Raw genomic sequence first — 10,122 nt, 5'->3', positions numbered from 1 at the left:
ACTACTGGCAAAAATGGATTCATGGCCGACATCTTGTGCTCCTGAAAATAACAGGCTTCAGAGTAACAAGCCCCTGATAGACCGCAATGGTTTTACCCGAAAAAAACGACTGTTTTTCCCTATAGTGACAATAGCGTATTGAGGAAACTCAAGAAATAGGCAGGCTGGCAGAACGCTATCCGCAGGAATGGTGTTGATTGAAGGCCGTTTACCTTCTATGGGCATCGGCCGTTTCCCGTGAAACCATGGGCTCAGCAGACGCAGTCGTCGTTCAGGGTTTCAGCACGCCAATCTCAACAAGCGCCTGTGTAACCAGTAAGACGAACATGATTGCAACAATTGGAGTGTACATGTTGAACCTCCGGCGAACGTCGCTATAGAGAGTATAGGATATAGCGGCTTAATCGTCTCATGCCGAAGACCAGGCTGGCAAAGTGGCAGATTTTGCTGGGGTTTTGCTGAAAGAAAAAATCTCATTACAAAACAGATGATTGAAAACTGCGTGTTCTGCTATCGTAGATAGCACACTAACGCGTTGAAGGAACAGAGAGATGATCGTACTGGTAACCGGAGCAACGGCGGGTTTTGGCGAAAGCATTACGCGCCGTTTTATTGCCAACGGACACAAAGTGATTGCCACAGGTCGCCGCAATGAACGTTTAAAAGCGCTCAAAGATGAATTAGGCGATAGCGTCCTGACCGTGCAGTTGGACGTGCGTAACCGCGCGGCCATTGAAGAAACCATTGCTAACCTGCCTGCAGAATGGCGCGATATCGATATTCTGGTCAACAACGCCGGGCTGGCGCTGGGTCTGGAGCCGGCGCACCGCGCAAGCGTTGAAGACTGGGAAGACATGATCGACACCAACAACAAAGGTCTGGTGTATATGACGCGTGCCGTGCTGCCAGGTATGGTCGAGCGCAATCGTGGGCACGTGATTAATATTGGTTCCACCGCGGGTAGCTGGCCATATGCGGGCGGTAACGTTTATGGCGCCACGAAAGCCTTTGTGCGTCAGTTCAGCCTGAACCTGCGAACCGATCTGCACGGTACAGCCGTTCGCGTGACCGATATTGAGCCGGGCCTTGTCGGGGGAACCGAATTCTCCAACGTCCGCTTTAAAGGCGATGACAGCAAAGCCGGTAAAACCTACGAAAATGCCAACGCGCTGACGCCAGAAGACGTGACGGAAGCGGTATGGTGGGTAGCGACGCTGCCAAAACACGTCAACATCAACACCGTTGAGATGATGCCGGTCAGCCAGACTTACGCAGGCCTGAGCGTTCATCGCCAAAGTTAGCATTTTAACGCAACCCGACCACCGGTCGGGTATGGGCTCGGCGGCAAAAAAAGCGTAAAATAACAGCTTAATCAGCTGATAAGAACGACTCAATGGCCGCCGAAACCCAACTGAACCCAACACAACCTGTTAACCAACAAATTTATCGCATTCTGCGTCGCGATATCGTGCACTGCCTTATTCCGCCAGGCACCCCACTTTCAGAAAAAGAGGTCTCGTTGCGGTTTGACGTTTCCCGCCAGCCGGTACGCGAAGCGTTTATTAAACTCGCTGAAAACGGTCTGATTCAGATTCGCCCGCAGCGCGGCAGCTATGTGAACAAGATTTCACTGTCTCAGGTTCGTAACGGTTGTTTTGTTCGCCAGGCCATCGAGTGTGCCGTCGCGCGCCGGGCCGCCACCATGATTACCGATGCGCAAAGCTACCAGCTTGAGCAGAATCTGCATCAACAGCGCATTGCCATCGACCGTCAGCAATTAAATGATTTCTTCCTTCTCGACGACGAATTTCACCAGTTGCTGTCAAATATTGCCGATTGTCAGCTAGCCTGGGACACCATCGAAAATATTAAAGCCGCCATCGACCGCGTGCGTTATATGAGCCTCGACCATGTATCCTCTCCGGAAATGCTATTAAAGCAGCATCATGAAATCTTTGATGCGCTGGAAAAACGTGATGTCGCAAGAGTGGATAAAGCGATGACTCAGCATCTTCAGGAGATTGGGGAATCCGTATTGTTGATTCGCCAGGAAAACAGCGATTGGTTTAGTGAAGATTAATGGAACAAGGCCTTCAATAATGAAGGCCTTATTTTTATCGAATCACCATGGTTGGGATATTCGCGTAGCGCAGAATAGATTCGGCGTTCGAGCCGAGCAGATGCGTCGAAATACCGCGCTGACGAGAACCAATGACGATAGCGTCGTACTCACCGGTTTTGCTTAACGCAATCACTTCATCACGGATATTGCCAAAGCGCACGTCGGTGTGCAGACGCTCTGCGGGCATATCAAAGAGACGCTGCAGGTTTTTCATCTTTTTGACGGATTCCGCCTGCATAAACTCTTCAAACTTTTTAATATCCGCTGCGAAGCCGCGTAAAATAGAACGATTGCTGTTGGGCAATACATTTAATAACGTAATCTCACCCGCTTCGCCCGCCAGATAAACGGCATGACGAATCGCTTTATCGCTTAAATCCATTTCAAAAATATCTACAGGCATAAGAATTTTTTTGTACATAGCCCGAGCTCCTTATTCCAGAGGTTCCATTATTCTTTCGCTATAACCATGACATATTTATGACTATGTCGATAGCATTAATTCACCAAAATGATAGTTTCGATGTGAAAATAACCGTCCATTATTTCAAATTATTTAAAGGAACATAAAGAAGCGTCATCCTGCTATTTTTTGTAGGCTGGATAAGCGAAGCGCCATCCGGCCTACCGCTCACAGCCGTTTCCCGCTAATTACGCTCAGCTAGCTGCTGAACCTCTGCCCATACGCCATCATCAACGGGAATACCGGAACGCATAAAGTTGGCGCGGTTACGCATTTCCATTTCCCCAGGATAGAACACTTCGTGACAACCTTCCGCCGGTGTTGAGGTTTTCACGTAATCAGCCACGCTTTTGGCCATCGTTTCACTCCATTCCGCACCACCGAAATGTGTCGGGTCAAAGACCATATAGACCTGACTTGCCCCGGTGCAGCTGCCCTGCTGAACCTTGTCAATCTCGTTGGTTGGGGAGCCGGCCGTCAGAAATGCCGCCATCGCATCAAGCAGAATCGCCATACCCGAACCTTTCCAGTAGCCCGTCGGCAGAATACGCATCGACTCTTCGATTGGCCCCGGCTCATCCGTCAAATTCCCCTCTTTATCGTAACCACCGGGGAATGGCAGCTTTTCACCTTTCAGCCGCGTGACTTGAAGTTTGCCGTAGGCATATTGCGACATGGCCATATCCAGGACCAGCGCTCCCTCCTCGGTAGGCACCGCCATGACAAAGGGATTATTTCCCAGACGAGTATTTTTTGCTCCCCAGGCAGGCATACAGGATTCCGTATTCGTCCAGCACATTGCCGCATATCCTTGCTGGGCAGCTTTCCAGCCGTACGTACCTCCCCGCATCCAGTGGGTGGTATTGCGCATGCCGACAATGCCTACGCCATATTCTTTCGCTAACGCCATAGCCCGTTCAGTGGCAAATAACGCGTTGGTAATGCCAATACCTCGACAGCCATCATATATTTCCATGGAAGCCAGCGATTTAATTAACTCAGGCTCCGCCTGAATATCGACCCAGCCTTTATTAACGTAATCAACAAACCGCGCTACGCGATTAAGCCCATGAGAGAAAATTCCATCACAGCTGGTTTCAGTATGAATCTGGGCACAAATATCTGCCTGCTTCTCACTTAGCCCAGCATTGAGAAATGCTTGTTTAACCGTACGCTTCATTTCACTAAATGAAATTTTTGTCATGGTTTAATCTCCAGTCCAATAAGTCATCAGGATAAAATCACTACAGTCACTACCATACAAGTATGAATGAATAAAAAAAACTATCGCGGTCACAAAATGACCGCTAATGACGGTAAAAAACGATGACACATAATCCGCAGGGGAAATAACGATGAGAGGCAATGCCAGAAGAATAGAAGGAAAGCGTGCCGCCAGAACGGCGGCACGAAAAGCGTTTACTGAGCGGCAGCAGCGACGGTCGCTTTTGCACCCTTGTTCAGCAGCGACAGATAGGCGCTCGTCACCAGGTCCACAAACTTCCCTTCCTGCGGCAGGTCTTTGCCGAAGATAGCTTCGATTGCCAGCAGCGCTTTCACGCGAGATTCACCTTCTTCGCTCTGCTGTACCGCCGCCTGAATCACAGGCAGCAGTGGATCGCACACTTCGATAGCATTACCTTGCTCATCGACGCCGCCGACGTAGCGCATCCAGCCAGCCACGCCCAGCGCCAACAGCGCGAAGTTGCTGTTATCCGCCAGATGCCAACGCACAGAATCCAGCATACGCTGAGGCAGTTTCTGGCTACCGTCCATCGCAATTTGCCAGGTACGGTGGCGCAGTGCCGGGTTGGTATAGCGCTCGATAAGCAGGTCGGCATAGCGCGCCAGATCGACGTTCTGCACTTTCAGCGTTGGCGCCTGCTCTTTCAGCATCAGGTCATGCGCCGCGCGACGGTAATTTTCGTCACCCATGCAGTCGTTGATATGCTGGTAGCCCGCCAGATAGCCCAGATATGCCAGGAAGGAGTGGCTGCCGTTCAGCATGCGTAGCTTCATCTCTTCGAACGGAATCACATCGCTGACCAGCTCTGCACCTGCCTTTTCCCACGCCGGACGACCAGCCACGAAGTTATCTTCGATAACCCACTGACGGAATGGTTCACATGCCACGCCTGCCGGATCGCGAACGCCGGTCAGCTGTTCAATTTTGTCCAGCGTTTCTGGGGTAACGGCAGGCACGATACGGTCAACCATGGTCGATGGGAACGTTACGTGTGACTCAATCCAGTCGGCCAGACCCGCATCGACAGCGCGCGCATAGGCGCAGACAACGTTACGCATCACGTGACCGTTCTCTGGCATATTGTCACAGGACATCACGCTGAACGCCGGCAAGCCAGCAGCTTTACGACGCGCCAGCGCTTCAACAATCACGCCAGGAGCGGATTTCGGCTGATGCGGGTTTTGCAGGTCAGCCTCAATAAATGGGTGATCGAGCATCAGTTGGCCGGTAGCCGGAGAATGGCAATAGCCTTTTTCGGTGATGGTCAGGGAGACAATCGCGACCTGCGGTTCACACATTTTTGCCAGCACGGTTTCCAGACCATCGACCTGGGCGTGCAGCGCTTCTTTGACGACGCCCACCACGCGGGCAGTCCATGCATCCGCGGACATTTCTGCCACGGTGTATAAATTGTCCTGATGATTCAGGTCGGCAATCTGCTGCTCACCGCCGATCAGGTTAACTTCGGTATAACCCCAATCGCTGCCGTGTTTTGCGGCCAGAATATCGGCATAGACAGCCTGATGGGCACGGTGAAATGCGCCAAAACCGAGGTGTACAATGCGCGGCACCAGTTTGCTGCGATCGTAAGTTGGGAGAGTTGCCTTAGCGGTTAATAGCTTATTCTGCATCTTTTTGACTCGCTGTAGAGAATGTTGATTGCCATACTAGATTAACGAGTTCATCTGAGGAGATTTTGATTTGCGTTAATATATTGGCGATTGGTATGACATGATTTTTAAGTTGTGTGACAGCATAGGCAAAGTCATCGCTTCTTACCCATGCTGTCACGGCAGGACGTTAGTTTACCTGCGCAGGGCGGCTCAGCTTGCTGCCCGCTTGCTGCGGTTCGTTCCACAAATCGTCATAAGAATACCCGGTAAGGTCTTCTACAATGCGGCGCGTTTCTGGGGTCACATCGTGTTTCGAACCTTTCGCTTTCAGACGCTCAACCTCATCAACAAAGATTTTGTGCGTGCGTTTATTGAGCCGGAAAGTCGCAGCCTGCCACAACGCAATCAGCAGCAGACCCGCCGTCCCAATGAACAGCAGCATCGCAATCGTATTCACCGCGCTTTCTGGCTGTACCTGGCTTCCCTTCACAAAGCCCCCTTCTTGCAGCATCACACCCACGATAAAGGTTGCGATCGCTACCGTGGTTTTACGAGAAAACGTCATTACCGCGGCAAACAGGCCTTCGCGACGCTGGCGCGTGATCATCTCATCAATATCCGGGATGAACGGGAATACGTTCCACGGCGTGAACTCCAGAACGCAGCGGCCGACCTGATACAATGCCGCCAGCACGACCAGAATGGTGATTTTATTTTCGGTCGGGAACTGGTAAACCATAAACAGCCCGACCAGGCACAGCATCATCAGGGTATAAGCGAAAACGTACAGACGCGATGGACCAAATTTAATGATGGCCACCCCGGCCAACAGCGTTACCGGCAGGCCGACAATACTCATCGACAACAGCGTCCCGGACAGCGATGGCGACACGTTCAGGCAGTACACGCAGAAGAAGACAAATACCGTGTTATAGACATCTTTCGCCGTAAACGAGAACAGATAGATAGCCAGATGTTTCCTGAACGCACGAACCTTCAGCGTGGAAAAATACTCTTTAAACAGGTTGCCAACGGCGGCGATTTTCTCGATGAATGAGCGCGGTTGGCGATCGCGTTCCAACTCGGCCAGCATCTCTGGCGTTAACTCGCGCTCCCAGGTCACTTTCCAGGAAATAAACACGCAGAACATGAACAACACCGCGAAGACCACACCGTTAATAAAGTAGGCATGCGGATCGTGTTCGCCAAAATGGCTGATTAATAAACCCGGAATAAAGGTGGCGAGGAAGGTCCCGGATGCCGACAGGAACATACGGCAGGTAGAGAGCTTGGTACGTGAGTTAAAATCCTTGGTCATTTCAGACGGCAGCGTCTCCCACGGGATCAACACAACGGCCGCAATGATTTCAAAGGCCAGGTATACCGCCAGGTAGAACCAGAAGCTCATTCCGGTAACCCATAGCAGAATATAAACCAGCATCAACGGCGCGCCGATCAACAAGAAGAAACGCCGACGACCAAAACGCTTACCGAGCGGGTTTTTATAAAAGTGGTCAGTGAAGCTCCCCATAAACAGACTGACGACCGCATCGACAATACGGGCAATCGCGACAATGGAGGCCGCTTCAACCGGCGATAAACCTACAAATGTCGTGTAAAAGAATAAAAGCCAGGCGCCGATAACGGTAAACGCACCGCCGCCCATAATATCTGTTAAGCCATAGCCGATACTGACAGGGATTGTTATTTTTCTATTAGTACGAGACATGTTCTACCCTCATGTAAGGAAGGACGTTAGAATCGGAAATAATTAACGGCGTTATCGTGACAAATATTTTTAATCATCCGCGTTAAGATCCTCTCATTATCAGGAACCTCGCCGCGGTCAACCCAACCACCAATTAAGTTGCAAAGAATACGGCGGAAATAATCATGGCGGGTGTAGGACACCAGGCTACGGGAATCCGTCAGCATGCCGACAAAGTGCATTAATAATCCCTGGTCAGCCAGGCTATTGAGCTGATTTTCCATGCCACGACGGGTATCGTTAAACCACCAGCCAGAACCGAGTTGCATTGGCGATTTCACGCCGTCTTCACCCGACTGGAAGTTGGCAATAGTGGTCGCGACCACGTCGTTGTAGCTGGCATTCAGGTTATAAAGAATGGTCTTTGGCAGACCGTTATTCTGCGCCATGGCGTCCAGCAGGCGGTTCAACCCCGTGGCCAGATGGGTTTGATCGGCAATGGAGTCAAAACCAGTATTGCTCCCCAGCTTGCGCAACATCTGAGTGTTATTACTGCGGATGGCGCCAAAGTGAATTTGCATCGCCCAGCCGCGCTTTTTGTATTCGCGGGCCAGCATGACAAACAGAGCGCTATTGAGCTGCGCGGTCTCATGAAGGCTCAGCGATTCGCCGTGACGCTTCTTGCTGAACAAGGCGTCGATGCAGGCGGCATCGGCTGGCTGATAATCGATGGTGACCGGGCCATGATCCGAGATACGGCATCCTGTTTCGTGGAAATGGTCGATTCTCTTAGCCAATGCCGCCGAGAAGTCGCCAAAAACGAGGATTTCCGTTTCCGTTATCTGCGCGAGTTTGTCGGCAAACTGAGAAAATGCCTGCGCGTCTTCGATAAAAAGGTCATCCGGGCGGAACGTTGGCAGCACCTGTGTTTTGAAGGCAGCATCCTGCTTAAGCAGACGATGATATTCCAGCGAGTCCAACGGTGCGTCGGTGGTGCAAATCACGGCCACGTTCGAACGTTCAATCAGGCGGCGCGGTTTAAAGTCATCGGTTGTAATTTGTTGATTACAATGCTGCATTACCTGCTGCCAGTTTTCACTGCTCAACATGTCATTGCAGCCGAAATATTTATTCAGCTCCAGATGGGTCCAGTGATACAGCGGATTACCGAAAGCAGCTTCTACGGTTTCCGCCCAGGCTTTAAATTTCTCCTCCGCCGTTGCCGGCCCGGTAATATAATGCTCTGAAATACCGTTAGCACGCATTGCGCGCCATTTATAATGGTCTCCGGCCAGCCATAGCTGGGTGATATTATCGAAGTTCTTGTTTTCGTAGATCTCTTTTGCATCAAGGTGACAGTGATAGTCGATAATCGGCAATTGAGCGGCTACATCTTTATATAACCGAGCACCAACGTCACTCTCGATCATGAATCGATCGTTAATAAAGCTCATAATATTTTATTAACCTAATGTGTATGGGTTGAGGATGTCATTTTTATAATTAACAGCCCATCACCCTAAAGCGATGGGCAGGGTTTTAAGCATATTGTTGGTTGGTTTTTTTCTCTTCTGCAGACTGCATATCGGCAGCATCTACGGCAAGGCTAAGGTCGCGGTCGCAAACTTCCGGCATCATCAATGCAGAAATAAGGCCAATCAGCGAATAGCAAACCAGCATGATGACAATCGGATACCAGGACCCCGTCATGTTGCAGAAAATACCTGCAAGTACCGGTCCAAAACCAACGGCCACCAGACCACCCGCCTCTTTCGAGATAGCCATGCGAGTAAAACGATTACGAGAGCCAAACATTTCTGCCATCGTAATATTTTCCAACGCAAACAGCCCCAGCACCGCGAAGTTATGGATAATGATAATTGACAGCATAATCACGCTAGCGCTGTAGGTTTTATCCACGATAATAGCCAGCATCGGGTACGCAAGAATAATGGCTGAAATGCTCAGTAAGACGTAAGGCAGCCGGCGACCATATTTATCCGACAACCAACCGAGCAGTGGAATGGTCAGGAAGCCGATAATAGAGCTAATCATTAGCGCATCTGTTGGGATTTTTTTATCAAACAGCAGTGTCTGTACAAGATATCCCGCAAGAAAGGTCTGAATTAACCCTGAGTTCCCCGCCTGACCAAATCGAAGCCCAGTGGCCAGCCAGAAAGATTTACTGCGAAGCATAGCGCCAATGGTGTTATCACTCGCCGGAGAGTGGCTAACCAAAGCGTCCCCTTCGCTGACTTTCTCAAATACCGGGCTCTCTTTCAGATTCAGACGCAGCCAGATAGCAAAGAGCATCACCACAACGCTTGCCAGGAAAGGCACGCGCCAGCCCCATGCCACCAGCGCCTCACGATCGAGCAAGAAGAACATCACGGCCCAGATAGCGGTCGCGCTCAGCGTTCCGCAGTTTGTACCCATCGCGACTAATGACGAAATTAACCCACGTTTGCCTTTGGGGGCATATTCCGCCAGCATCGTCCCCGCACCTGAAATTTCAGCACCGGCACCCAGTCCCTGAATGACGCGTAATGTCACCAGCAGTACAGGAGCAAAAATGCCAATCTGTGCATAGGTGGGTAATACGCCAATCAAGGTAGTACATATTCCCATCATGGTGATGGTAATAAATAACACCTTTTTACGTCCTACGCGGTCTCCCATCTTGCCGAAAATAACGGCGCCAATAATGCGCGCAATATATCCCGCACCGTAGGTCCCCATCGCCAGAATTAATGCCATTGCCGCAGACTGTTCTGGGAAAAATATCTCATGAAAAACTAATGCCGCACCTAAGGAATAGAGTTGAAAATCCATAAACTCCAATGCAGTTCCAAGCCAACCAGAAACAGCGGCTCTCACTAAATCAGATGTCGTTCTTTCATGTGTTAATTGCGTCATTGCAGTCATATCCAGGTAAGATGCGAACAGCTCAATCGCATTATTTAATTTTAT

The 10,122-nt window shown here is 50.4% G+C and carries 8 protein-coding genes; 2 read left to right on the top strand and 6 right to left on the bottom strand.

The features are described 5' to 3' along the window. Positions 1-551 precede the first annotated feature (551 nt). Both ydfG and GKAS_RS20985 read left to right on the top strand, forming a co-directional pair. Positions 552-1,301: a bifunctional NADP-dependent 3-hydroxy acid dehydrogenase/3-hydroxypropionate dehydrogenase YdfG gene (gene ydfG, locus GKAS_RS20990; RefSeq protein WP_035897125.1), complete on the top strand. Its 750-nt coding sequence runs from the start codon at positions 552-554 to the stop codon at positions 1,299-1,301. Positions 1,302-1,393: 92 nt separating this feature from the next. After that, entirely contained in the window at positions 1,394-2,080 is a 687-nt protein-coding gene (locus tag GKAS_RS20985) for a GntR family transcriptional regulator (protein WP_035897123.1), read from the top strand. A gap of 34 nt (positions 2,081-2,114) precedes the next feature. Here the strand turns inward: GKAS_RS20985 and GKAS_RS20980 are convergent, their stop codons facing one another. From GKAS_RS20980 to GKAS_RS20955, 6 genes are all read right to left on the bottom strand, one after another. Continuing rightward, positions 2,115-2,543 carry a universal stress protein gene (locus tag GKAS_RS20980; RefSeq protein ID WP_035897121.1) on the bottom strand — a complete coding sequence of 143 codons (429 nt, stop codon included), beginning with the start codon at positions 2,541-2,543 and terminating at the stop codon, positions 2,115-2,117. Positions 2,544-2,769: 226 nt separating this feature from the next. Then, on the bottom strand, positions 2,770-3,789 hold the full coding sequence (gene yiaK / locus GKAS_RS20975; protein ID WP_035897119.1) for a 3-dehydro-L-gulonate 2-dehydrogenase: 1,020 nt from the start codon (positions 3,787-3,789) through the stop codon (positions 2,770-2,772). 215 nt (positions 3,790-4,004) lie between these two features. Continuing rightward, the gene (locus GKAS_RS20970) at positions 4,005-5,462 is read right to left on the bottom strand and encodes a mannitol dehydrogenase family protein (protein WP_035897117.1); all 1,458 of its coding nucleotides are present in this window, start codon (positions 5,460-5,462) and stop codon (positions 4,005-4,007) included. A gap of 169 nt (positions 5,463-5,631) precedes the next feature. Continuing rightward, positions 5,632-7,173: an MFS transporter gene (locus GKAS_RS20965; protein WP_035897116.1), complete on the bottom strand. Its 1,542-nt coding sequence runs from the start codon at positions 7,171-7,173 to the stop codon at positions 5,632-5,634. A 26-nt stretch (positions 7,174-7,199) separates the two neighbouring features. Next, complete coding sequence (gene uxaC / locus GKAS_RS20960; protein WP_035897114.1) at positions 7,200-8,606, bottom strand: glucuronate isomerase; 1,407 nt, start codon at positions 8,604-8,606, stop codon at positions 7,200-7,202. Positions 8,607-8,691: 85 nt separating this feature from the next. Then, on the bottom strand, positions 8,692-10,068 hold the full coding sequence (locus tag GKAS_RS20955) for an MFS transporter (protein ID WP_051910825.1): 1,377 nt from the start codon (positions 10,066-10,068) through the stop codon (positions 8,692-8,694). Between the last annotated feature and the right edge of the window lie 54 nt (positions 10,069-10,122).

It is taken from the genome of Kluyvera ascorbata ATCC 33433 (assembly GCF_000735365.1).
GTDB lineage: Bacteria > Pseudomonadota > Gammaproteobacteria > Enterobacterales > Enterobacteriaceae > Kluyvera > Kluyvera ascorbata.
This window is presented reverse-complemented; position numbering and strand designations above follow the sequence as displayed.